The organism is Nocardia sp. Tas62D01 (assembly GCF_055232035.1).
On sequence record NZ_JBUYUZ010000001.1, the window covers coordinates 9,298,444 to 9,321,671 of the forward strand.

Here is a 23,228-nt window from a genome sequence, read left to right on the forward strand (position 1 = left end):
CCTACCCCATCCTTCGCTGCACGGCGGCGGCGATCGCCTGCGGATACGGCGCCAGCCGCAGCGCCAGGCTCGCTGAAGCAGGCGCGAGCCCGAGCTGTTGAGCTACCTCGACCGGGTCGTACAGGCTGCGCATCGCACGCACCTTCGCCCCGCGCAGGGTGTACATCTCGACACCGTTGAAGTCGAAGCGTTTCCCGTTGGGCGAGAACGACTTACGGCCACCGAGCGGACCCCACTCCAGCGGCCCGGTGAAGGTGCCCATCGCCCCATTCACATCACGCCGGACATACCCATCCAATGCCCATCGCTGGGCGAAGGTGCGCCACTGATCCGCCTCCGCGGTCCAGCGCGCGGCACCCGCACCCACGATCTCCCCGAACCCGCCGAAGACCTTCTCGTAGAACTCTGCCGCCCGCTGCTCGCTAGTCGCCTGATCCATGCACACTCCTCGCCATGAGCCGACCATATGGGAATCATCTGATTCCACTGACATCAGATGATTCCCATAACTCGGGCAGGTGTCAAGGTCAGGCATCATTCGCCACCCAACCGGACTCGGCTAGGTTTCAGTGACCTTGTAGGCGTAGACCGCGAGGCGCACTCGGTTGTCGCAGTCGGTTTTGCCCATCAGGTTGGCGACGTGGGCTTTGCCGCCTCGAACAATAGCTGCAGGTTGTCCTCGTCGAGTTCCTCGAGGGTGACAGACGGCCGGAGTTCACGCACGGCATCGAGGCCTTCCGCGCTACACCGAAGGCTGTCAACAGCTTTTGCCCGGTGTACACCCATTTCGCGCCGACACGGAGTAGGCGGTATGCAGGCAGGTTGGGTGTTTGCTCGAATCTCGTGGTAAGAGATTCGACGTGCCATGTCCATCTTCTATTTCCCGCGCAGACACCTGCGTCGCCCGCCCGTGCGCGCGCGTCCAGGTGTCGTATCCGTCGACACGCCGGTGACGGCGCCCTCCCAGCGTTCGGTGGCCGTCGCGGCCAATAGCGACGAAACGGCGCCACCGCGCCAGCTCGCGGCGGGCGGCTATCGGCTGGATCTGGACGGGCTGCGCGGTTGCGCGATCGCACTCGTGGTCGTTTTCCATGTCTGGTTCGGCCGGGTTTCCGGTGGCGTCGATGTGTTCTTGGTGCTGTCCGGGTTCTTCTTCACCGGGTTGCTGCTGCGGCGCGCGCAGTCCACGGGATCGGTGGGGGTGATGTCCACCGCGCACCGGACCGCGCGGCGGCTGCTGCCCGCGCTGGTCGTCGTGCTGGCAGCGGTCGTCACGGCGACTGTGCTGCTGCGTCCCTATACCCAGTGGTCCGATATCGCCTCGCAGACCCTCGCGTCGCTGTTCTATTACCAGAATTGGCAGCTGGCGCTGTCGTGGTCGGACTACCTGGCAGCCGATCCATCGGTGAGCCCATTACAGCACCTGTGGTCGATGTCGGTGCAGGGGCAGTTCTACCTGGTTCTGCTGCTGTTGATCGCGGCACTCACGCGGGCGTGCGGGCGGACCGCGATGCTGCGGCCGACGACGGCGGTGGTCCTGACGAGCCTGGCTGTCCTCTCGTTCGTTTACGCGATGGGAGGGACGGCCAGCCATCAGGGCTGGAATTACTACGACAGCGTCGCACGGGCGTGGGAGCTCCTTGTCGGCAGCGTGCTGGCGATCGTGGCGCCGTTGATATCGCCACCACGTCTCATCAGGTCAGTGCTCGCCGTGCTCGGGCTGGCTGGGGTGGCGGCGTGCGGGTGGCTGATCGACGGCGCGAATCAGTTCCCCGGCCCCGCCGCGCTGCTTCCGGTCGGCGCCGCCGCGGCGCTGATCCTGGCGGGCAACAACGTCCCGCTCTCCGCGCAGCCGATGCCCAATCGATTGCTCGCCACGGCACCGATGGTCCGAGTAGGGACGCTGGCATACGCGCTGTATCTATGGCATTGGCCGATCCTGATCTTCTATCTCGCCGAAACCGGAACGCCCACCGCCGGTCTCGCGGATAAACTCGTTGTCGTGACAGCGGCGCTGGTGTTGGCATACCTCACCCACCGACTGGTCGAGGAACCGCTGCGGATCCGTTCCCGACAACGCGACAAAGCGGCGGTCCACCACCGTGGAGTCGGGATGGCGGTGGCGGCGGTCGGCACGACCGTGCTCATGGTGGCCCTCGGCACCCACGTGGTAATGCGCGCGAACCCGCCGCAACCGGTGGGATTCCTGGACCCAGTCATCTATCCCGGAGCCGAGGCACTGGTCAGCGGCCGCCCGGCGCCGCACGCCCGAATGCGACCCACCGTGCTCGAAGCCCCCGCGGAGCCCCCCTATCCGACGCGCGACGGGTGCATCGCGGACTGGAACACCCGCGAAGTGGTCACCTGCACCTACGGTGATGCCGACGCCGAGCGCACCATCGCCGTCGTCGGCAGCTCACACGCCGAGCACTGGGTGCCTGCCCTGGATGTGCTGGCGCGTCAGCACCAGTTCCGCATTACGGTGTTGCTGAAGATGGGTTGCCCGCTGACGGTGGCCGCCGAACCGACCTACAAGGGCGAACCCATCCCGGATTGTCGCGACTGGTCCCAGGAAGTGATCAACCGCCTCGGCAAGGAGCGGCCGGACTGGGTGTTCACCACCGGCACCCGTCCCCGCGAAGACACCGGCGACGAAACCCCGCCCGACTATCTCGACGTGTGGTCGCAGCTGTCCGAGCGCCGCCTCAGCGTCCTCGCGATCCGCGACACTCCCTGGTTGCGGCGCGACGGTGTCCGCTACCGAGGGATCGACTGTCTCGCCAAGGGCGGCGACCGGATCAGCTGTGGCATCCCACGGGTTCAGGCATTGGACGACGTCAACCCGGCGATCAAACCCGCGGCGTCCTTCCCGAAAGTCTTCCCGCTTGATCTCACCAATGCGGTGTGCGAACGCGACGTGTGCCCGGTCAGCGAAGGCAACATCCTGATCTACCACGACGAGCACCACCTCACCGCGAGCTATTCACGCTCACTCGCGCCCGAACTCGGCAGGCAGCTCCAGCCGATCCTTGGCTGGTGGTGAGGCCGCTCTCCCGACCGAGCCGGTCACTTACCCTCCGGTTCGGAAACCGGTTGCGGCGGTGTGAGCACGCGGCTGGAGAAGTCGAGGATCGGCTCGACGATACGGGCGGCGATCGGGCCCGCCACCGCCATGATCAGCACATACGTCGTCGCCATCACGGCGAACTCGCTTGGCACCGCACCCGCTGAGACCGCGAGACCGGCGATCACGATCGAGAACTCGCCGTGCGCCACCAACGCGGTGCCCGCACGGGCTCGACCGTATCGGGTTGCCCTGGCCTGCTTGGCTGCCCACCATCCGGTCGCCAGCTTGGTGCCGGTCGTCACAACGGCCAGCAGGCACGCCCAACCCAGCACTGGCGGGATACTCGCCGGATCGGTACTGAGTCCGAACAGGACGAAGAACATCGCAGCGAACAGGTCGCGCAACGGCTCCAGGATCTTCATTGCGTTGTGCGCTGTCGAATCCGAGATCGCGATACCGAGCAGGAACGCACCGACCGCCGCGGACACCTGCACCGCCGACGCGGACCCGGCAACCAGCAGCGCCGCGCCCAATAGCTCGAGCAGGAAGATCTCCCGGTCCTCGCTGGCCACCACCGCCGAGACGTACTTCCCGTAGCGCAACGCGACGACGAGCACCACCGTGACGGCCAACAAGGCGATACCCAATGTCTCGAGCCCGGCCAAGAATCCGACACCGGCCAGCACTGCGGTCAATACCGGCAGATATCCGGCCATGACCAGATCCTCGAACACCAGATGGACAAGATCACCGGCGTTTCCCGGTTGCCCAGTCGCCCAAGGTCGTTCAACACCTTCGCGACGATTCCCGAGGAGGAGATATAGGTGACACCGGCCATCGCGATCGCTCCGGTGACACCCCAACCGAGGCCGATGGCGACCAGCACACCGGGTGTCGCATTCAGCATGATGTCCAGCAGTCCCGCCTGCCAGGATCTTCGCATGCCCGTAACCAGTTCCGCAGCACTGTATTCCAGACCGAGCAGCAACAGCAACAGCACCACACCGATCTCGCTGGCGAGGTGGATGAACTCGTCCACGTGGCTCAGTGCGACGAATCCGCCGTTGCCGAACACCAATCCGCCGACGAGATACCAAGGTATCGGCGACATTCCGATACGGGCGGCGAGGCGCCCGAGCAGACCAAGGCCAAAAAATACCGCGCCCAGCTGAATCAGCGCGAGCGCGGTTCCGTCTATCACCATGATCAGCCATGACCTAGGATCTCGGCGGCGGCGTCCAGCCCGTGCGCGGTACCGACAATCACCAGCAGATCACCGCTGGTGAATAGGAAATCAGGCCCCGGCGAGGCGATCACCTGCCCGGCCCGCATCACCGCGACAATGGATGCCTTTGTCCGCGTACGCATCTCGATCTCCCCCAGCAGCCGCCCGTCATACCGTGAGCCCCGCTCGATCGGGAACTGCCGGGTGTTCACCCCGTCCAGTTCCCGATGCTCCTCGCGCAACTGCGCCACCAGCTGCGGCGCACCCAACAGGTTCGCCAATGCCGCCGCCTCCTCCGTAGACAGCGGCACCTGTTCGGTGACGTCCGGGCTGTCGGCCTTGCTCACAATCAAGTCGATGGCGCCGTCACGATGGTCGATGACACCGATCCTGCGACGAACACCCTTGAGCGGAAAGTCCTTACGCACACCGACACCCGGCAAAAACGTCACCTCGACATTCACCCCACCAGGCTAGCTTTGCACGCGTGGAGTTCACCGACCGGGTGGGCGAATTGTCCGATTCTCTTCACCACGTCATAGCCGTCTTTCACGACCACGCACGCCAGCCGACGATCCTGGCAAACCAATTTGCCGATATGGCAAACTGATGGCATGGACAACGACCTCGACCAAGCTCTAGACGCGGTCGGACCCCGGCTACGCGCACTGCGTCGGCAGCGAGAAACCACGCTGGCCGACCTGTCCGCGGCAACCGGCATCTCGGTGAGCACCCTGTCCCGACTGGAGTCCGGTGCCCGCCGACCGACCCTCGAACTACTGTTCCCCCTGGCCAAAGCCCACGGCGTCACCCTCGACGAACTCGTCGACGCCCCACCCACCGGCGACCCACGCATCCACCTGCGCCCGGTCACCCACCACGGCATGACCATGCTGCCCCTGACCCGCCGACCCGGCGGCATTCAGGCATACAAGCTGGTGATCCAGGGCAGCAGCCGCTCGAAGGAACCCGATCCGCAGACCCACGAGGGCTACGAGTGGCTCTATGTCCTCAACGGACGGCTGCGGCTCGTCCTCGGTGAACACGATGTGGTGCTCGCACCCGGCGAAGCGGCCGAGTTCGACACTCGCGTACCGCACTGGTTCGGCGCCGCCGATACCGAGCCAGTCGAATTCCTCAGCCTGTTCGGCAAGCAGGGCGAGCGCGCACACCTGCGCGCCCGCCCACTGACGAAACACTCACCCGGACAACCCGGCTAGCGGCGCCCCCGAGCCGCCGCGCAGGACGTGCGGTGAACCGCTATGGCAGTCATCACGTGTCCACCCGATCAGTGTGTCGGTGTTGGACTCGGTGTCGTGGACGGCTGTGTCGGTGCTGCGGGAGCGCCGCCTTTGCCGTCTCGGCCCTCAGGCGAATTCTCGCGGTCGGAACGATGCTTCCGCTGTTCGCCGCCCTTCCCAGATCGATGTTCGGATGACATGTGATGCCCGCCGTGGTGGTGGTGGTGGTGGCCTTCGTGACCGCCAACGGCCAGCCCCGCGCCGAACCCGAGACCGCCGATCAGTACAGCCGCCAGCACTGCGATCCCGGCCTTCAATGGCCGTGATCCACGCCGGCGTCCCGCCACGGAGGGACCCTGGGGTTTCGTCGGAGGGACCGTCGATTCCGCTGCCGGATTTGTATTCTCCACCGAGCTACCCTGCTCGGGGCCTTGCTCTTCTGTCATGACTGTGCCTTTTGTCCGAATGGTCCTGACCTGACGATTGACGGTAGAAGCGAAGCTCGAGACGAGCCTGGGTATCGGTTGTGTATGTGCTGTGCCCTCGCCGCGCTACGGTTCGAGCCCGAAAGTAGGGTGGTCCGGTGATTCGCACGGCTGCGTTGGCCCACATCCGGGATCGTCGTCTGCTGCAGGCGCGATCGATCGGCAAGGATGTCTTCTACATGGCGGGCGGGAAGATCGACCCCGGTGAAACTCCCGTGGTGGCGTTGCATCGTGAGGTACGGGAGGAACTCGGCGTCGGTATCGTGTGCTTCGATGAGCTCGGTGTGTTCCAGGCCCAGGCGTACGGCCACGCATCCGGTACCGAGCTGCACATGACGTGCTTCACCGCGGTACTCGACGGTGAACCGCAGCCCACCAGCGAAATCGCCGAGTTGCGGTACTTCACTCTGAGCGAGTACGCCGCGATGGACCATGTCGCACCCGGCTCGATGAAGGTGTTCCGCAGGCTACACGAACTCGGCTTCGTGGACTGGTAGTCCGCGAAAACCCTACTGCCGCACTGCGATCCGGTACCTGCGGTGCCGCCATGTGCGGACGTCGGATCGGCTGGCACACGTCGGCAGCATCGTCTCGCCGTATCGGGCGGTAGGCTCGGCCAGGTGCACGTTGTCGTCATCGGTTCGGGGATTTCGGGTCTTTCGACAGCGGCTGAACTGTTACACCGCAGGCACGATGTGACTATCGTGAGCGCCGAACCGATAAGCGCGACGACATCGTTTCTGGCTGCGGCCGTATGGTTTCCGACCGCGGCAGGACCCGCAGACCGGGTCGGCGCGTGGAGCACAGAAACATTCGCTCATCTAGAACAGCGGGCCGCCGGTCGCACGCCAGGGGTGCGCGTGTGCGAATCGCTGGCCCTGTATCGGAGCAAACGCCCGATCCCGGAGTGGTCGCGCACCGTACGTGCGTTTCGTGCGGCCGAAGTCGGCGAGCTCCCGCCCGGCTACACCTCTGGGTTCCGATTCGCCGTTCCGCTTGTCGAGATGCCAGTCTTTCTGCCTCATCTTCGTGACGAGGTCGCCGCGGCGGGTGCACGGTGGATCAGGCGCACCATCCACCGACTCGATGACGTCGTCGACCTGTCGCCGGACATCGTGGTCAACTGTGCGGGTTTGCGCGCCGGGGAACTGGTCGACGATCACGCGCTCTATCCGATTCGCGGGCAAATCGTTCGCGTGACGAACCCGGGACTGTCCGTGTCGGTCCGCGATGAGGCGCATCCGCTCGGCCGTGCCTATGTTCACCCACGCGAGAACGACTGCATCCTCGGCGGGTCCCTCGACTCGAGCCACTGGGACACGACTCCGGATCCTCTTCTGACACAGTCGATCCTGACCAGATGCCGTGACCTCGCCCCACAACTGGCCGAAATTCAGGTGATCGAAACACTCGTCGGCCTGCGGCCAGGAAGAACCGAAGTTCGCCTTGAGCTCGACAGCTCCATCGCATCCAGCACACCCGTAGTCCACAACTACGGTCACGGCGGATCCGGCATCACCATCGGCTACGGCTGCGCACGCGAGGTCGCCGCCCTCGTCGACACCCTCTGATACACCTCGTCATCCGGTGCATTGCACCAAGAAGAAAGGTTGGTAGGGCACGACCGCCGCGGACGCGGACTTGGCGCTGCCGATGGCCCTGCCATTAGTCGATTTCAAGCCGGGCGCCGTGACTCGGTCATTACTCCTGAGCATGAGCGCGGTGACACCGATGATCCGACAGGAGCGGCCAACAGTACCCAAATTGCTCGACGAGCAGGCCACTGTGCCCCTGCCGACCGACTGGAAGCTGTACGTTGCGCGCCTGGGAGTGGCAGCGGCACGATTTAATCGGTCCCGATCCCGGTGTCGCACCTTCCCGCTGAACTTCATTCAGCAGATCGGGCCGGAACCACCGTTAGATCCGCAATCCCACTGACGTCGAGTTCGGCGTCATTGATCTGATCCGCCCAGCCGGGGGTGTCGATCGTTGCGTCTTGCGCGCTGGGACTATCGTCGGAATACAGGTATGCGGCGTCGCGGGCGCTGCCCGCAGGCGGATGTGTCCCGGTTGCGGGCAGGTGGGCGGTGATCGTCCGGACCGCCCTGGCCAGCCCGGGTTCGGCAGCGATGCGGGTGGACAGAGTTTCTGCGCGCGAACGGGTTTCGGGGCGCAGGACGCGGCCGTCCAGGATTGCGGCCAGTTTATCGGCGGTCGCGCGGTGCGGATGGATGCCGGTGCCGATGCCACGTTCACGCGGCCGGACCGACCGCCGGGCTGTCGGTGTTCGCTCGACGGTACCGAGCATGCTCCGCCCCCGCACTGCGCAACGCGTTCGGCCGCCACTCCAGGGGTGAGTAGACCGAGGAAAGGTGGCAGGTTCCAACTTTCGGAACGTCTTTCTATGCCGCCGACAGTGCGTTCTGCGCCAACGGATCTCCGGCGCTCGAAACGAGCTCGCGTGCACCGACCGGTCTGAACTCCAGACTACGGATCACTCCTCGGGAGGAGGAATCAGCTCGAGGTGCTCGGCAGTCCCCGATTTCGTGCGCGCACTCCGACCGGCTACCAGATTCACCCCACCACGATGCGATACCAGCCACTTACCGCAAACGCAGCGCAAGTAGCGGACCGAGCCGTGCGACGACACGTGCATCGGCGAGGACCAGGAGCAGGCGGGGCAGGCGGCGGACATAGGCGCTAAGCCTGGGTAACGATCGGAGGTATCGCAACCACCACGTCGGCGCGGCGGCCGAACTCGACGAAAAGTCGTCCGCGAACAAGTACATTCGCTTCGCACCGCCTCGTCTTTCGCGGAGGAGAACGAGCACAGAGAGGCGGCATGGTCTCCTACCTCGTCGGACCCGACGCAGCCTTCATCGCCGCAACCAGCATCACGATCGACGGCGGCTTCAGCGCCTGAAGTCAGTCGAACCGACAGTCGTGTTCGGACCGTCTGCTGCTGTGACCGAACAGGTCCTCCATCTGCACATCCGCTGATCCGCGACACAGGTCGTCGCAAGCTAGCCAGCGGACGGTGCCGACCTTGCGAGCCGGGGCGGGGCCCGCTGTGGCGAAAACTGCGGAGCACTCTGGTCGGCGCCGGTGAGCTCAGCTATCGAAGGCGCGCAGCAATTCCTCGGCGGCCGACGCGGCGGTGAGGGTGCCGTCGCGCACCTGCTTTTCCACTTGTGCGCGAATGGCTTTCACGTTCGGGTTCTCCGCGAGGCGGCGCAGGAGTTGGTCGTGGACCATGGTCCAGGTCCAGTCGACCTGTTGGCGGCGGCGCTTTTCGGCGAATTCGCCTGCGTCGGTGAGGACTCGGCGGTGTTCGAGGACGGTGCCCCAGAACTTGTCCAGGCCAACGCCTTCCAGGCCGCTCATGGTGAGAACCGGTGGGCGCCAGAGGGCGTCGTGGGGGTGGATGAGGCGTAGGGCGCCTGCGAGTTCGCGAGCGGCGGCCTTGGCTTCGATCTCGTGTTTGCCGTCGGCCTTGTTCACCGCGACGAGATCGGCGAGTTCGAGCACGCCTTTCTTGATGCCCTGCAGCTGATCTCCGGTGCGAGCCAGCGTGAGGAAGCAGAACACGTCGACCATGTTCGCGACCGTCACTTCGGACTGGCCGACGCCGACGGTCTCCACCAGGATCACGTCGTAGCCCGCGGCCTCCAACAGCACGATGGTCTCCCTGGTCGCCTTGGCCACGCCCCCGAGGGTGCCCGAGGTCGGCGAAGGGCGGATGTAGGCGTTGCGCTCCAACGACAGTCGCGCCATTCGGGTCTTGTCGCCAAGGATCGAACCGCCGGTGCGGGTGGAGGACGGGTCGACGGCCAGCACCGCGACCCGATTACCCTTGCCGATCAGGTTCATGCCGAGCGCGTCGATGAACGTCGACTTACCCACGCCGGGAACACCGGTGATGCCGACACGATTCGACGTCACGGAGTCGGTCGGCGGGGTCAGCCGCAGCAGCAACCGCTGTGCCAGCTCGCGGTGGTCGGCCCTGGTCGATTCGACCAGCGTGATCGCCCGCGCCAAAGCGGCCCGCTCGTTGTTGCGGACCGCCTCGGCGAGTGCTTCTACATCGATCACGCGCTTGTTCATTCGGCGCGGGTGGATTCCGTGTCGTTGGATTCCACGTCACTGGATTCGACTGCACCGCTTCCGATCTCGTGCCCGAGCTCACCCGCGAGCTTCTTCAGCAGATCGATAGCGGCATCGGCGATCACGGTGCCGGGCGGGAAGATCGCCGCCGCGCCCGCCTCGTACAGCTCGTCGAAGTCACCGGGCGGGATGACGCCGCCGACGATGACCATGATGTCGGGTCGCCCGACATCGGCCAGTGCCTGCCGCAGGGCGGGCACCAGCGTGAGGTGGCCTGCCGCGAGCGAGGACACACCGACGACGTGCACGTCGTTGTCGGCCGCCTGCTGCGCCACCTCTTCGGGGGTCTGGAACAGTGGGCCCACGTCGACGTCGAAGCCGAGGTCGGCGAAGGCCGTGGCGATCACCTTCTGGCCACGGTCGTGACCGTCCTGACCCATTTTCGCGACGAGGATGCGGGGGCGACGGCCCTCGGCGACGGCGAATTCCTCGACGAGTTCGATCGCCTTGCTGATGTTGGTGACCTTCCCTGCCTCGTCGCGATACACACCGGACAGCGTACGGATCTCGGCCTGGTGGCGGCCGTACACCTTCTCCAGCGCGTCGGAGATCTCGCCGACGGTGGCCTTCGCGCGGGCCGCGTTGATGGCCAGTGCGAGGAGGTTGTTCTCCATGCCGCCTTCGGAAGAGGCTGCAGCGCGGGTCAATTCGGCCAGCGCCCGCTCGACCTCGGCCGAATCACGTTCGGCGCGCAGGCGTTGCAGCTTCTCGATCTGTTCGGCGCGCACCCGCGAGTTCTCGACCTTGAGGACCTCGACCTGCTGATCCTCTTCGACCTGGTATTTGTTGACGCCGATCACCGGCTGCTGCCCGGTGTCGATGCGCGCCTGGGTGCGGGCGGCGGCTTCCTCGATGCGCAGCTTCGGGATGCCTTCGCCGATGGCCTGCGCCATGCCGCCGTGCGCTTCCACCTCGGCGATGTGCGCACGGGCGCGGTTGGCCAACTGGTGGGTCAGCCACTCGACGTAGTACGAGCCGCCCCACGGGTCGATCGGCCGCGTCGTGTTGGACTCCTGCTGGATCAGCAGCTGGGTATTGCGGGCGATGCGGGCGGAGAAGTCCGTCGGCAGGGCCAGTGCCTCGTCGAGGGCGTTGGTGTGCAGCGACTGGGTGTGGCCCTGGGTCGCGGCCATCGCCTCGATGCAGGTGCGCGCCACATTGTTGTAGGCATCCTGCGCGGTGAGCGACCATCCCGAAGTCTGCGAATGAGTGCGCAGCGATAGCGATTTCGCACTCTTGGGCTCGAACTTCGCGACCAGCTCACTCCAGAGCAGACGCCCGGCGCGCAGCTTGGCGACTTCCATGAAGAAGTTCATGCCGATGGCCCAGAAGAACGAGAGTCGCGGCGCGAACTTGTCGATCTCCATGCCCGCGGCGACACCCGCGCGTATGTACTCGACACCGTCGGCCAACGTGTAGGCCAGCTCCAGGTCGGCGGTCGCGCCCGCCTCCTGAATGTGGTAGCCGGAGATGGAGATCGAGTTGAACTTGGGCATCTTCGAGCTGGTGTAGGCGAAGATGTCGGAGATGATTCGCATCGAGGGCTTGGGCGGGTAGATGTAGGTGTTGCGGACCATGAACTCTTTCAGAATGTCGTTCTGAATGGTTCCGGCCAGCTGCTCCGGCGCGACGCCCTGTTCTTCCGCCGCGACGACATACAGCGCGAGGATCGGCAGCACCGCGCCGTTCATGGTCATCGAGACACTGACCTGATCGAGCGGGATGTGGTCGAACAGCTGACGCATGTCGAGGATAGAATCGATGGCGACACCGGCCATTCCGACGTCACCCTGCACGCGCGCGTGGTCGGAGTCGTAGCCGCGGTGGGTGGCCAGGTCGAAGGCGACCGAGAGGCCCTTCTGTCCGGCCTGCAGGTTGCGGCGATAGAAGGCATTCGAGTCGGCAGCGGTGGAGAAGCCTGCGTACTGGCGAATGGTCCACGGCTGGTTGACGTACATCGTCGGGTACGGGCCGCGTACGAACGGCGCGATGCCGGGCACGCTGTCGAGCGGATAGCCTTCGGCGGCAACGGCATCCCGATCGGCCTTGGTGAATACCTGTGGTACTTCGATGCCTTCCGGCGTCGACCACACCAGCTGCTCGGGTGTGTAGTTGTTGGCCTCGGCCGCTTCCCACACGAACGCATCGACCTGTGCGGCATCCACCGCGGCGGGTTCGGCCGGACGCTCGGCCAGCGGCACGTCGGCGAAACTGCCGATTATGTGCTTGATTTCACGAGTAGTCATCGGGCTCCTACCTTCTCCAGCAGGCCGGACAGGGCCGCGACCGCGTCGATGCGAGCCGCGAGGTAACCGTCCGGGCGCTGCGCGCCACTGAGCTCCGCGACCGCCTTCTCCGAGCCCGCCAGCAGCACCGTCGCGATACCGGCGGCGCGCAGTTGGTCGACCGCCGCACCGGCATCGGCGCCGTAGCGCTTGTCCGACCCACACAGCACCGCGATGGTGGCACCGGATTCCGTTGCCGCCGCGCCGATTCCGTCTGTCTCGAGGGGACCAGGATTGATCGACTCGATGCCGCCGGAGGCCAGCAAGTTGGCGATGAAGGTGACCCGCACATTGTGCTCGGCTACCGAGCCGAGCGGCACCAGCAGCGCACGCGGCCGGACGCCGTTGGCTGCCAGGTAGGCATCCGAACGGTTGCGCAGCGCCTCGAACTGTGCTCCGTAGCGAGCGATCCGCGCCGCTTCGCGCGCGGCACCCGACAGCGGCTGTTCGGCCAGGTTCGGGAATTCGTTCACACCGGTGACGGCCGTTTTGCGGTGTGCCACATCGGAATCCCGGGCCGCCCTGGTAGCGGCGATGCGCTCGGCGAGCAGGCCGGACTCCAGCGCGGACTGGTAGCCACCCGCGGCCTCGATCTCCTGCATGAACTCCCACGCCTTGGCGGCGAGTGCGGCGGTGAGGTCCTCGACGTACCAGGAACCGGCGCCCGGATCCTGCACGTGACCCAGGTGCGATTCCTCGAGCAGCAGCAACTGCGTGTTGCGAGCCATGCGATCGGCGAACGACTTCGAGACGCCGAGCTCACCGGCGGGCAGTGCCGAATCGAAAGGCAGCACCGTCACGGTGTCTGCGCCACCGACACCCGCGCCGAATGCGGCGAGGGTGGTGCGCAGCATGTTCACCCACGGGTCGCGCTGGGTCATCATGGCGGCGGAGGTCACGGCATGCTGCGGCGCGCCACCGAAGGCGGGTGCACCGCACACGTGCGCGACGCGAGCCCAGAGCTGGCGGGCCGCACGGAATTTCGCGATGGTGGCGAACTGGTCGTCGGTCGCGGCGAAGCGGAACTCCAGCTGGCCCAGCGCATCCGCGATGTCCTGGCCCTCGGTGAGGGCACGCAGGTAGGCCAGGCCCGCGGCAACCCCAGCACCCAGTTCCTGGGCGTCCGAGGCACCGGCATCGTGGAAAACGGTGCCATCCACGGTGATTGCGCGAACCGTTTCCGGCCGCGCGATGGCCTGCCCGGCGAGGGCGAGCGTCTCCGCTAGGTCGACATCGGACGTGCCCGCGAAGCGGCTGGTGAGCGGGGCCGCACCGAGCCCGACCTGAATGTCCTTGCGCTCCGGCAGCTGGTAGCCGTCGAGGACACTGAAAACCTGCGCTGCCGCTGCGGTGGCCGCGGTACCGGCAGCCAAGGTCAGCGGCGCCAGTTCGAACAGCAGCCCCGACAGTGCCGTGGGGACATCGCTGACAAGCACGCCACGCTCGCCGACGCCGAGCCGGACCGCGCTGATCCCGTTCTCCAAACCGGTCAGGATCTCCCGGTTCGCCACGGCGGCATCACCCGCGCCGACATACGCACTCACAAACCAGCCGCGGTTCACGTCGCGTGTCGCGTCACGACCACGTACAAAGGGGAATGCACCGGGCAGCGGCTGCTCCGGCCGCTCGTCGCGGCGGGTATACAGCGGGTTGACGGTCAGCCCGTCGTAGGTGGTTTCCGCGAGCAGCTGCTCGGGCTCCTCCGGAAGTTCGGCGATATCGACCTTGCGGGCCTTGGCCAACACCCCGGCCACACCCTTGCGCCACGCGGCGTACTCGGGCACCGGATCCGCCGTCGGATCTGAAGCAATCGGCATAGCTGCTTTCCTCTTCCGCTCGATTACGGGCGCACCCATTGTGTGCGCCCGATACCGTCGCATTCGCCCAGCTCAGCGAGCACTTAGGTTAACGAGCATTCGTCCCGTTTCCTTTGATGCTAGCGGGAGGTTTGGAGTCGGTTGACCCTGGCCGCCACTACCAACCGGTAACCTGGCGCGGGTGACCAAGCTGATCCGTGACCCGCGTATCGTCGCGCTGCTCGTCGGCGGCGGCGTGCTTTTCGTCGCGGCCATGCTGGTTCCGCTACCCAGCCCGCAGCAGATGCAGGATTGGGCGACCTCGGTCGGTCCGCTATTTCCATTATTGTTCTTCGTGGTTCATGCCCTGGTGACGGTGGCGCCGGTGCCGCGGACGGTGTTGACGGTGAGCGCGGGTGTGCTCTTCGGTCCGGCCCTCGGCATCGCCCTCGCGGTCTCCGCTACCACGATCAGCGCGGCCCTGGCGATTCTGCTCGTCCGCGCAATCGGTCGGGAGAGGGTGGCCGCGCACCTCACCCATCCGGCCGTGCGGGCAATCGACGAGCGCCTCGAACGTCGAGGCTGGCTGGCCGTCGGGTCCCTGCGGCTGATCGCGTTCGCACCGTTCTCGGTGATCAACTACTGCTGTGGCCTGTCCTCGATTCGGTTCTGGCCCTACATGGTTGCCACCATCCTCGGCATCCTGCCTGGCACCGTCGGGACGGTCATCCTCGGGGACGCGCTGACCGGTGGCACCCACCCTGCGATGTTCGTGGTGTCCGGTGTTTGCATTGCCGTCGGCATCATCGGCCTTTTCATCGATGCAAGGTGGGCGCAGAGGCACCGACCGGTACCCGAGACGGCGACCGTCGGCACCCCCGCACAGGTCTCGGCGCCCGAGTAGCCGCACCAGCCGCTCGCCGATCGCGCCGGATTCGCCTCTGTCGGCGGTAATGACTACATGACGTGCGCGCGTCAGTCGACGGACAGTTCGATCGGCACCGCGAACACGTCCACCATCGCACCGTTGCGCAATACCGTCACCGGCAGCGAGACGCCGATCGCGTCCGCGAACAGTTGGCGTTGAATACCCTGCGCGTCGCGGACTTCCGCCTGCGCCACATTCAGCACCAGATCACCCCGGCGCAGTCCCGCGTGATCCGCGGGACCGCCGCGCACCACCTCGACCACGCGTACACCGGCATGCTGCCCAGTGCGGGCCGCGACGGTAGCGGGTAGTGGCGCGGGCACTCCGACGAGCCCGAGGTAGGCGCGCCGCACCCGGCCTTCGCTGAGTAGCGTGCTGATGATCCGCCGCGTGGTGGTGTTGATCGGAATCGCAAGGCCCAGGCCCACTCCCGCCACCGCGGTGTTGATCCCGACCACCCGCCCCGCCGAATCGGCCAGTGCGCCACCGGAATTGCCGGGGTTGAGCGCGGCGTCGGTCTGGATCACGTCTTCGATCACCCGCCCGGCGCGGCGGGAGGCGACCGGCACCGCGCGGCCCAGCGCACTGACCACGCCCGCGGTGACCGAGCCGGCCAGCCCCAGTGGACTGCCGACCGCGACCACCAATTGGCCGACGATCAACGCGTCGGCGTCGCCGAGCACGACCGCACCGGGCGCTCCACCGCGCGCCCGTAGGACCGCCAGATCCGAGAGCGGGTCGATGCCGACGACATCGATCCGCGATTCCACGCCGTCGGCGAACGCTACCTCGCCACTATTCGCCGCATCGACGACATGCGCATTGGTCAAGAGAAATCCGTCGTCGGTGAACACCACCGCCGACCCGGTCCCCCGCCGCATCCGCACGCTCGCCACATGCGGCGTCACCGACGCCGCCACCGCAATGACCGTGCGCGAATAGGCATCCATCGCGGCCGCGTCGACATTGCGGTTCTGTTGTCCCGCAGCATCTTCCGGGCGTGACTCCGATGACGGGATCGACTCGTCGTCCACGACGGCCCCCATCCTGTTGCTGATTACAACCTGTCCCCACCAGGATGCTCCCGCCCGGACCCTCTCCGCACCCTGTTCGCGCCGGGCGCAATCGGCGCGCTGTCGGCCGAATCAAAGGCGGTCACCGCTCCGATCGACAGCTCGGTGGCGAGCCCTGCGCCCACGCCGACTTCGCCAACGCCGCACCGAGCCGGTACTGCTATTGCGCGACCTGCCTGCCGACCTGGAATTCGGTCGGGCACATTCCCATCGTGGGTGCCGCCCGACGGGGGCGTCAACGAGCCGCGGCCCGGCCCGAACACCGGTGCCGCGGCGCCGACGTCCTGGGCCGGGTATCCGATCACGCGGTGGGCACGCGGTCCAGGAATCCGAGCACACCCCGAATGCGCCCGTCCGAGGCCAGTGTGAGCACATCCGAACCGGCCACCGGCGCGCTGCCATCGGCCAGCGAGACCAGCTCCCATGAGAAGCGGGCTGTGTCGTGATGCCCGTCCACCGCGCCGATCGGGCGGAACTCGAAGCCAGGGAATTGCTGCTGCACGCCGCCAATCGCGGCCGCCAGCTCTACGTGCCCACTCACAGCGGCCAGCGGATCGGTGTAGGAGCCGTCCTCGGTCCAAGCGGCGGCGACCGCAGCGGCACGGGCCGCGTCATCGGTGGCATTCCATGCCGTGAAGTACCGTTCCACCGCGTCTTCGTACTGCGACATAGCGAATCATCCTCTGCTGGAAGGGTTTTCGGTCGTCCGTTCGATTGTTCGATCCGGATGTCCCAACCATGCCCGGTCTCGGGCGGTGAGTCGATTACGCACGAGGTAATGATCGAGAATTCGGCGGCGGCAGCCGCCGAACGGTTACCGTGGATGGAAAGACAGACCTGCGAGAATGTGGTGCGGTAGTGAGGCTGTTACTCACCGGAGCGTTCGGCAATATCGGCTCGCATGTGCTGGCCGAGCTGCTGCGGCGCAAACATGCGGTCCGCTGTTTGGCCGCGCGGACACCCGCGGACGAGCGCCGCGCTGCGCGGTTCGGGGCGTCGATAGATATCCGTTGGGCGGACATCCGCGATCCGGACGCGGTGGCCGACGCGGTGGCCGGTGTCGAGGCGGTACTGCATTTCGCGGCGGTGATTCCCCCGTCCAGTGATGACGATCCCGAATATGCTCGACAGGTCAATGTCGATGGCACGTCGAACGTGATCGCCGCCTGCCGCGCCCAGCCGGAGCCGCCCCGGCTGATCTTCGCGTCCACCTTCGACGTGCACGGCCGCACCCTGCACAAGCCGCCGCCACGTCGGGTCGATGATCCGCTGGAGGCGATCGATGCCTACAGCAGGCACAAGATCGAGGGCGAGGCGCTGGTGCGGCGCAGCGAACTGACCTGGTTCATCCCCCGTTTCGCCGACGTGCCGATCATCGGTGTCCGCAGTGCCGAGCCGATCATGTTCGAGATCGGCCTGGACAACCGGATCGAAGTACTGCACCCCGCGGACGCCGCACTGGCCATGGCCAACGCACTGGAGACCGAATTGGTGTGGGGCACCACGATGTTCATCGGTGGTGGCGCTTCCTGTCAGGTCACCTATCGGCAGTTCGTCGCCGGGCTGCTGGAGGCGATGGGGCTGCGGATGCTGCCGGAGGAGGCGTTCAGCGACAAGACCTACGCCACCGACTGGCTCGACACCGAGACCGGCCAGCGGCTGCTCTGGTATCAGCGTTCCGACTTCGCCGCCATCACCGCCGACATCGCCGCCACGCTGGGCTGGAAGCGGCATCTCGTGCCCCTGACCCGCCCCTTCGTGGAACGCGCGATGCTGCGCCTTTCGCCGTATTACGCCGACGGTTGGTGATCGGTTCGCACGCCTTACGTGACCGCGATGCAGGGTGACGCTACCGGCCTCGGCCGCGGTGCTTGTCGAGGCTGCCCTATTTCTTGCGGCCCACGGCGGCGTACCCGGCGGCGGGGGGCTTGGGGGCCAGTTCGGTGCGCAGCGGGATCAGACTGGACGCGGTGGGCTCCGGGTCCGGCTCCATGCCTTCGGGGTACCAGCGACCGATCGGCACGATGCCGGGCTCGAGCAGCTCCATGTCCTTGAAGAAGCGGGCGACTCCGTCGCGGGTGCGGGCCTCCATCTCGATGCCGCTCTGCCGGTATGCCTGCACGGTGCCTTCCACCGTTTCCGGGTCGAGATCGGTGGTGAGATGGGTCATCACCAGGAAAGAGCCGGGCGCGAGCGGCTCCAGCAGCGTGTCGATGATGTCGTAGATCCGATCGCCGGGGACGAAATGACACAGCGCGACCAGGCTCAGCGAGATCGGCTCGTCGAAGTCGAGGGTGTCACGCAGTTCCTCGGCCGCCAGGATGTGCTCCGGTTCGGTGACATCCGCCTCGACTAGCGGGTCCGCCCTTCCGGCGTGCCGATCAGCAGCGCACGGGCACGCGCGAGCACGATCGGATCGTGGTCGACGTATACCACCCGGGCATCGCGCGCGGTTTCCTGGGCCACCTGATGCAAATTGGGTGTGGTGGGGATGCCGGTGCCGATGTCGAGGAACTGGCGGATACCCTGCTCGCCGAGGTAGCGGATCGCGCGATTCATGAACGCACGGTTCTCCCGGGCCACCAATCGGACATTGGGAATCGCCTGCTCGACCTGCGCGGCCGCCGCCCGGTCGGCGTCGTAGTTGTCCTTACCGCCCAGGAAATAGTCGTAAATGCGGGCGCTGTGCGCCCGGTCCTGCTCGAGATCCACGGTTCCGCCGCCGTCAGCCATGACGCACTCCTCACTTGAACAGTCAAGTCTCCCTTGCGAGTTAACCACTCCAACCGATCGCGCACACAGCTTCGCCCCGTCGGGTCAGCGCAACCAGCCCTTCCGTTTGATGTAGACCAGCGGAACGACCGCCGCAACCAACATCATCAGGATGGCGAGCAAGCGGTTTTCCCACTCCAGCTCCGGCATCCAGGTGACGTTGATGCCGTAGAACGTGGCGATCAGCGTCGGGGGCAAGAAAACCGCGGCGATGATCGTGAACACCTTCACGATCCGATTCTGTTCGACGTCCAACCACGTCATCGTCGACTGCTGCAGATAGCGGATCTTGTCGTGCTCGAATCCGGCGTGCTCCTTCACCGCGTCGACGTCGGCGATCAAGATCGCGACCTGAGGTTCGAGACCCTCGAGGTGGTTGGGAGAATCCGCCTGCAGGTGGCGGGCGGCTCGGGCCAGTTGTAGTTGGGTCTCCCGGATCCGCGACACCACTTCCTCGACCGCGTTCATCCGCGACATGACCTTGCGTATGTCGGCGATACCGACCTCCTCGCCCCGCGCGCGACCACCGTCGATCACCTTTTCGACCTCTTCGTTCATCGCCTCCAATGCATCGCTGGCACGCAGCAGTACATGCTCGGACACCTGGTTCAGGGCCCACAGCAGTGCATACATCACGCCGTGTGACGAACCGATCAGCCTCGGGTTGGCTTTCATCTTGGCAATGGCCTTGTCGAACAGGGTGAAATGCCCATCCGGCTGGAGCGTCACCAAGAACTCGGCGCCGAGCGCGAACACGATCGTCGCCCGCTCGGTCGATTCCCCGCGTTGGAAGCTCACCGCGACTGGGAGATACAGGAAGCCTTTGGCCTCCCAGATGCCGCTACCCGCAGCGGCGAAATCCACACCGAGCCGCTCGCGCAACACCATGGCGGTCTCGGCGTCGCCCTTCGAGATCGGGATCCAATGCTGCTGAAGCACTTCCGTGTCGAAACGGTCCGCCGCCACAACGGACGTCGTCATCTATTCCCCCTCGCACGACGCGCGAGGTAAACCCCACCCACGGGAGGAGTCATCTGCTTCGGAACACAGTGCGACACACATAGTTTCGGCTGCCCTTCTACTGTTCACCGGGTCACACCGAGCGCGCGACAGTTCGGCACCCGCCGTGTCAGTTCAAGATTGTTCTCGACATGCCATGTCGAGCAGTCGGCGGGTCAGGCCTCGATGCCCGCGGCCCGCCCAAGCGAATAACGATTCGGGACAACACGATTCGCGTGCGCGGCCTGGCTGGATATGTCGATACTGTCGTCCGGCATGCGCCGCTCACCCCGCTTCATCGAACGAATCACCGACGCAGGACTTGCGCCACCAATCATTAGAACCCGCCCCATGGGCCAAGTCAATCAGTCGCGCAAGTATGACCGCACCGCGTCAGTTGGCTGGATGTGGTGATCATGGGCGGTACCGGCGACTCCGATGCCGGTGGGCGTGCCGGTGAGCAGTGGCCGAGATGGTTCTGCCGGCGGCCCGCATCGCAATAGGGGCCGCCGCAGCCGAACCAGCCAGTGCCCGAGTCGATTCTCAGACCCCGACCTCGAAAAGGAGGTTGCCACATCGGGACGCCCGCGTCTCCTCCAGCGAACGTCAGACGTTCGTGCATAGGCCCATGCCGTTGTGCGTTCGCAAGTGTGCGTGACAACCAGACATATCGCGGCCGAAACGGGTTTGCTGGTAACGAAATAGCAACAGTGTCCCCCGGTGTTTTCCGAATTGTTCTCGACGCCGATGCGCGAACGAACCGGGATCAGAGGCTGAACACGCGGTCAGCGGAGTCCAGCAGGCCAACGGTCGCGGAGATCTGTGCGCACAACTGCCACGGCCGCTTGGCGTCGGTCGTCGCCTTGCCACTGGTCAGAATCGCCCCGGACAGCCCGCGCGCCGGGTCGGCCCAACCGTATTGGGTGGTCAATCCGCTACGGCCGAAATGAGATCGGGTGTCACGGCCGAACTTCGACCGCCGCCCGCCCAGTTCGAAGCCCGCCCGGCTCACCGGCCCGGCCAGACCTGGCATCCGGTTGGCCGGTTGAACCGCCTGGCGCAGCGTGTCCGGCTCCATGACCCGAATACCGTCCAGCTCGCCACCGCGCGTGAGGATTTCATAGAACCGCGACAGCTCGGATGCCGTGGTGACGAGATTGCCCGAGGGGAGTTCGGCGGTGAGAAAGGCCCGCGTCGCGGCATCGGACACCGGACCGTCCATCCGGCCACCGAGTGCCTTGCGCGCCAAGAAGACCGCCATTCGCGACGGCCGCGGCCCGGTCTTTACGCTGGGCACGACCTTGTCGACATCCTCGGGCGAGACCCCGAAGTTCGTCCACCGGAACCCCAATGGGTCGAGCACCTGCTCGGAGAGGTGCGTACGCATCCGCTTTCCGGTCGCCCGCTGCACGAGCAGACGTTGAATCAGCCCGCTGGTCAACGCGTGATAGACCCGGAACCGACCGCGCGGCCAGCTCGGGACCAGATCGGCCAAGCCCTGCACGGCCAACTCCTCGTCGACCACCAACTCGACACCCTTGTACGGCGGCGTGATGAACGGCACGCCCGCCGCATGCGACAGGACGTCACCGATCGTGATCGCCGCCTTGCCGTTGGCCACGAACTCCGGAATGTATTCGCACACCAGGTCGTCCAGCGCGAACGCGCCCTGCTCGATGAGCATGAACATCAGTGCGGCCGACACGCCCTTGGCCGTGGAGAACCCGCAGAACGGCGTCTGCGGTGTTACGAGTGTCTTCTCCGCGGCCGGCCCGTCTGCCGGGGCATTGCCCCAACCGTGCCCGATGGCCCGGTTCAACACGATCTTCCCGTTGCGCCGCAGACACACCTGGATCGCCGGAGTCGTCCCCATCCGGTACCACGCCCGCACCGACTCCCACAGCGACTCGACGTCGCCGCGAGTCAGCCCGGCATCGGCCGGATCGTCCTCGTCGCCGATCGTCGTCACCGAGTCCATATCCGCGACTACCATCACCAACGAGCCAGGTGGTGTGCTCATGTGCCCAGCATATGGGTGTTCGGCATGATCGATCCGGAACGATCTCGACTCTGCGATCAAGGAGGACCTATGAGTAATCCGTCGATCCATGTCGCTTCCCTGCTCAAAGGCGAGGAGGTCTATCGCAGCGAGCTGGGCGCGCTGACCAGGCTGACCGCCGACAGCTTCCCGATCTTGTCCGGGCTTTCGATCAAGCGCCTGACCTTGGCTCCCGGCGCGATCCGGGAACCGCACTGGCACGCCAATGCCACCGAGCTGACCTACTGCACTGCGGGCACGGCCCTGGTGTCGGTGCTGGATAGCGGCAGCAACTTTTCCTCGTTCCTCGTGACGGCCGGAGAGATGTTCCACATCGATTCCGGTGCCCTGCATCACATCGAGAACGTCGGAGACACCGACGTGGAATTCGTGCTGGCCTTCCGCCACGAACGACCGGAGGACTTCGGGTTCAGTGCGGCATTGGGGGCGATGACCGACTCGGTGCTCGGCAACACCTACGACCTGCCCGCCGCGGACTTCGCGAGGATCCGGCGCAGCACGACCGCCAGGATGGTCGTGCGGCGCGACGGTGATCCCGAGATCCCGTCGATGTCTCATTTCGGCGACCCACACCATTTCGCGGTCGAGGCGATGTCGGCGCAGGTGGATTCGCCGGTGGGATCCGCGCGGACCGCGCGCCAGCAGTTCTGGCCCGCGCTGCACGACATCTCGATGTACTCACTACGGATCAGGGAAGACGGTATGCGCGAACCACATTGGCATCCCGTCACCGCCGAAATGGGTTACGTGCACAAGGGCTCGGCGCGGATGACGATCATGAATCCGGATGGGGCGTTGGACACCTACACCGTCAACGAAGGCGAGGTGTACTTCATCCCGCGGGCCTACCCTCATCACATCGAGGTGCTCGACGCGCCCCAGATTCATCTGCTCATCTTTTTCGATCAACCGACACCAGGAGATATCGGCTACCGCGCGTCGATGAGCGCCTACTCCCGGCAGGTGCTCGCGGCAACGTTCGGCATCGCGCTCGACGAATTGCCCGACCTTCCGTTCACTCCCGCCGACCCACTGATCGTCACCCGAAACAACCCCCTCGACCCTTAACACCCGACGTCCGCTGACCTGACAGTCGGCTGAGAACACGGCAAAGAGGACACCTTTCACCCGCTC

At 65.8% G+C, this 23,228-nt stretch carries 18 protein-coding genes and 2 pseudogenes; 8 read left to right on the top strand and 12 right to left on the bottom strand.

The genetic code is table 11. The features are described from left to right. Position 1 precedes the first annotated feature (1 nt). A complete protein-coding gene (locus tag ACV7NQ_RS45215; protein ID WP_463365095.1) occupies positions 2 to 439 on the bottom strand; it encodes a hypothetical protein in 438 nt (145 codons plus the stop codon). 426 nt (positions 440 to 865) lie between these two features. Between ACV7NQ_RS45215 and ACV7NQ_RS45220 the strand changes: the two genes are divergently transcribed. Beyond that, positions 866 to 3,043 (top strand): acyltransferase family protein, encoded by a 2,178-nt coding sequence (locus ACV7NQ_RS45220; RefSeq protein ID WP_463365096.1) that lies wholly within the window; start codon positions 866 to 868, stop codon positions 3,041 to 3,043. 23 nt (positions 3,044 to 3,066) lie between these two features. Here ACV7NQ_RS45220 and ACV7NQ_RS45225 read toward each other — a convergent pair. Together ACV7NQ_RS45225 and ACV7NQ_RS45230 are read right to left on the bottom strand one after the other, a co-directional pair. Then, positions 3,067 to 4,265 (bottom strand): annotated as a pseudogene (locus ACV7NQ_RS45225) (cation:proton antiporter). Between the two features lie 8 nt (positions 4,266 to 4,273). Further along, the gene (locus ACV7NQ_RS45230) at positions 4,274 to 4,756 is read right to left on the bottom strand and encodes a cation:proton antiporter regulatory subunit (RefSeq protein ID WP_463365097.1); all 483 of its coding nucleotides are present in this window, start codon (positions 4,754 to 4,756) and stop codon (positions 4,274 to 4,276) included. Between the two features lie 150 nt (positions 4,757 to 4,906). Between ACV7NQ_RS45230 and ACV7NQ_RS45235 the strand changes: the two genes are divergently transcribed. The 4 genes from ACV7NQ_RS45235 to ACV7NQ_RS45250 all read left to right on the top strand — a co-directional run bounded on the left by ACV7NQ_RS45235 (position 4,907) and on the right by ACV7NQ_RS45250 (position 7,589). Continuing rightward, positions 4,907 to 5,512, top strand: coding sequence for a helix-turn-helix domain-containing protein (locus ACV7NQ_RS45235; RefSeq protein ID WP_463365098.1), 606 nt, complete (start codon positions 4,907 to 4,909; stop codon positions 5,510 to 5,512). A 224-nt stretch (positions 5,513 to 5,736) separates the two neighbouring features. After that, positions 5,737 to 5,859, top strand: coding sequence for a hypothetical protein (locus ACV7NQ_RS45240; RefSeq protein ID WP_463365099.1), 123 nt, complete (start codon positions 5,737 to 5,739; stop codon positions 5,857 to 5,859). A gap of 257 nt (positions 5,860 to 6,116) precedes the next feature. Further along, positions 6,117 to 6,515, top strand: a complete 399-nt coding sequence (locus ACV7NQ_RS45245) for an NUDIX hydrolase (protein WP_463365100.1) — start codon at positions 6,117 to 6,119, stop codon at positions 6,513 to 6,515. Positions 6,516 to 6,638: 123 nt separating this feature from the next. Further along, positions 6,639 to 7,589, top strand: coding sequence for an FAD-dependent oxidoreductase (locus ACV7NQ_RS45250; RefSeq protein WP_463365101.1), 951 nt, complete (start codon positions 6,639 to 6,641; stop codon positions 7,587 to 7,589). Positions 7,590 to 7,906: 317 nt separating this feature from the next. On the opposite strand, the gene ACV7NQ_RS45255 is transcribed toward ACV7NQ_RS45250, so the two are convergent. From ACV7NQ_RS45255 to ACV7NQ_RS45270, 4 genes are all read right to left on the bottom strand, one after another. Beyond that, complete coding sequence (locus tag ACV7NQ_RS45255) at positions 7,907 to 8,326, bottom strand: hypothetical protein (RefSeq protein WP_463365102.1); 420 nt, start codon at positions 8,324 to 8,326, stop codon at positions 7,907 to 7,909. Positions 8,327 to 9,129: 803 nt separating this feature from the next. Continuing rightward, complete coding sequence (gene meaB, locus ACV7NQ_RS45260; RefSeq protein WP_463365103.1) at positions 9,130 to 10,122, bottom strand: methylmalonyl Co-A mutase-associated GTPase MeaB; 993 nt, start codon at positions 10,120 to 10,122, stop codon at positions 9,130 to 9,132. Continuing rightward, positions 10,119 to 12,428: a methylmalonyl-CoA mutase gene (gene scpA, locus ACV7NQ_RS45265; RefSeq protein WP_463365104.1), complete on the bottom strand. Its 2,310-nt coding sequence runs from the start codon at positions 12,426 to 12,428 to the stop codon at positions 10,119 to 10,121. The genes meaB and scpA overlap by 4 nt, the downstream gene beginning before the upstream one ends. Beyond that, positions 12,425 to 14,284, bottom strand: coding sequence for a methylmalonyl-CoA mutase family protein (locus tag ACV7NQ_RS45270; RefSeq protein ID WP_463365105.1), 1,860 nt, complete (start codon positions 14,282 to 14,284; stop codon positions 12,425 to 12,427). The genes scpA and ACV7NQ_RS45270 overlap by 4 nt, the downstream gene beginning before the upstream one ends. Positions 14,285 to 14,465: 181 nt before the next feature. On the opposite strand from ACV7NQ_RS45270, the gene ACV7NQ_RS45275 reads away from it, so the two are divergent. Then, positions 14,466 to 15,167, top strand: a complete 702-nt coding sequence (locus ACV7NQ_RS45275) for a TVP38/TMEM64 family protein (protein ID WP_463365106.1) — start codon at positions 14,466 to 14,468, stop codon at positions 15,165 to 15,167. A gap of 71 nt (positions 15,168 to 15,238) precedes the next feature. On the opposite strand, the gene ACV7NQ_RS45280 is transcribed toward ACV7NQ_RS45275, so the two are convergent. Both ACV7NQ_RS45280 and ACV7NQ_RS45285 read right to left on the bottom strand, forming a co-directional pair. Next, the gene (locus ACV7NQ_RS45280) at positions 15,239 to 16,141 is read right to left on the bottom strand and encodes a S1C family serine protease (RefSeq protein WP_463366057.1); all 903 of its coding nucleotides are present in this window, start codon (positions 16,139 to 16,141) and stop codon (positions 15,239 to 15,241) included. Between the two features lie 424 nt (positions 16,142 to 16,565). Then, the gene (locus ACV7NQ_RS45285; RefSeq protein ID WP_463365107.1) at positions 16,566 to 16,934 is read right to left on the bottom strand and encodes a nuclear transport factor 2 family protein; all 369 of its coding nucleotides are present in this window, start codon (positions 16,932 to 16,934) and stop codon (positions 16,566 to 16,568) included. Positions 16,935 to 17,122: 188 nt separating this feature from the next. On the opposite strand from ACV7NQ_RS45285, the gene ACV7NQ_RS45290 reads away from it, so the two are divergent. Beyond that, the gene (locus ACV7NQ_RS45290; RefSeq protein WP_463365108.1) at positions 17,123 to 18,073 is read left to right on the top strand and encodes an NAD-dependent epimerase/dehydratase family protein; all 951 of its coding nucleotides are present in this window, start codon (positions 17,123 to 17,125) and stop codon (positions 18,071 to 18,073) included. 76 nt (positions 18,074 to 18,149) lie between these two features. Here the strand turns inward: ACV7NQ_RS45290 and ACV7NQ_RS45295 are convergent. The 3 genes and pseudogenes from ACV7NQ_RS45295 to ACV7NQ_RS45305 form a co-directional block, all read right to left on the bottom strand. Further along, positions 18,150 to 18,997: pseudogene (locus tag ACV7NQ_RS45295) on the bottom strand (SAM-dependent methyltransferase). An 84-nt stretch (positions 18,998 to 19,081) separates the two neighbouring features. Further along, complete coding sequence (locus ACV7NQ_RS45300; protein ID WP_463365109.1) at positions 19,082 to 20,017, bottom strand: CorA family divalent cation transporter; 936 nt, start codon at positions 20,015 to 20,017, stop codon at positions 19,082 to 19,084. Between the two features lie 784 nt (positions 20,018 to 20,801). Further along, the gene (locus ACV7NQ_RS45305; RefSeq protein ID WP_463365110.1) at positions 20,802 to 22,055 is read right to left on the bottom strand and encodes a serine hydrolase; all 1,254 of its coding nucleotides are present in this window, start codon (positions 22,053 to 22,055) and stop codon (positions 20,802 to 20,804) included. 69 nt (positions 22,056 to 22,124) lie between these two features. On the opposite strand from ACV7NQ_RS45305, the gene ACV7NQ_RS45310 reads away from it, so the two are divergent. After that, positions 22,125 to 23,162, top strand: a complete 1,038-nt coding sequence (locus ACV7NQ_RS45310) for a cupin domain-containing protein (RefSeq protein ID WP_463365111.1) — start codon at positions 22,125 to 22,127, stop codon at positions 23,160 to 23,162. Positions 23,163 to 23,228 lie beyond the last annotated feature (66 nt).